The 1,158-nt window shown below is 73.1% G+C and carries 1 protein-coding gene; it reads right to left on the bottom strand.

Annotation, left to right across the window (positions count from 1 at the left end; all coding sequences use genetic code 11):
• Positions 1 to 149: 149 nt before the first annotated feature.
• Positions 150 to 599 (bottom strand): phospholipase, encoded by a 450-nt coding sequence (locus AAHZ94_RS34385; protein WP_349997601.1) that lies wholly within the window; start codon positions 597 to 599, stop codon positions 150 to 152.
• Positions 600 to 1,158: the final 559 nt, after the last annotated feature.

Below are 1,158 nucleotides of genomic sequence, written 5' to 3'. Positions count from 1 at the left end.
CCCCCCCGGGCGGGCGGGGGCGGGGGGGGGCCGCCCCCGGCCCCGGCGGCGGGGCGGGGGGGGGGGGCGGGCGGGCCCCGGCCCCCCCCCCCCCCCGGGGGGGGGGGGGGGGGCGGGGGCCGCCGCGGACGGCTGGTGGGTCAGTCGGCTCAGCCGAACTGCTTGACGGCCTGGTAGTAGGTCCAGGCGGTGGCGTTGCAGGTGGTCTTCGACGCGCCGGAGTACCCGTTGCACACGCGCTTCAGGTCCTCGTAGAGGGCACTGTCCAGGCGGGCCTTGTTGGCACTGAACGTGCCGGCCTTCTTGTAGTTGCGGTACCCGAAGTCGTGCCGGGCGCAGGAGTTCTTGAACGGGAAGCCCAGCGGGTTGTCGGGCGAGCTGCTGCAATAGTCCGTCGACCAGTCGAAGCCGTAGGCGGACCAGGAGCCCTGGTTAGCGCGGGCAGCGTTCCACGCGTTGTAGCTGGACGCGCTCGTCTGCGTCCAACTGGCGAGCACCTGCGCCTTGTCGGCGGGAGCGGCCGAAGCGGGCGAGGCTAGGGCTACGGCGGTGAGCGTGGCGACAGCGGTGGTGGACAGGGTGGCGACCAACCGGCGCATGAAGTTCCTCCGTTGATTCCGTGACGACCACGGACCCGACCGAACCAGACGGGCGAACCCGTGCCGACGGGGCACTTGGTGAACTGGGCGTGCTGGGTGTGCTCGACGTACTGGGTGAGATGGCTGAGCTGGGCGAACGAGGCGGAAGCCGCGCTGGACACAGGCGGCGCCTGGCGGAGCCCGCCCGTGGCAGGCCGGCCCCGACGACGCCACCCGTCGAGCACGGCCGGACGCGGGCATGCAGGACGAGTCGTATACGCGCATAGACACTGCGCGTAGACCCGTACGCGAGGAACAGAGTTCCGCAGGTACCTGTCAAACAACAAGGGCCGTGCATGGACCTTCGTGTGAACAGCGGGTGGCGTCCGGTGTCGGCTCGCCGGCTGGCCTGGAGCCTGCCAGTGGGTGCGGCCTGCCGGCCGATGGGTGGGCCTGCCTTGGGTGGGGTGGGGTGGTGGGGTGGTGGGCTGCCCGCCCGGGGGCGGGGGTCGGGTGTGGGGTGGCCGCCGACGGGGGGGGGGGGGGGGGGGGGGGGGTTCCGGTGGGTGCAGCCGGTATG

The sequence above is a fragment of the Streptomyces sp. HSW2009 genome, from assembly GCF_040240285.1.
Lineage (GTDB): Bacteria > Actinomycetota > Actinomycetes > Streptomycetales > Streptomycetaceae > Streptomyces.
This window is presented reverse-complemented; position numbering and strand designations above follow the sequence as displayed.

Coding starts and splice junctions, on each gene's coding strand:
- AAHZ94_RS34385 (WP_349997601.1), bottom strand. CDS start 599: ATGCGCCGGTTGGTCGCCACCCTGTCCACCACCGCTGTCGCCACGCTC.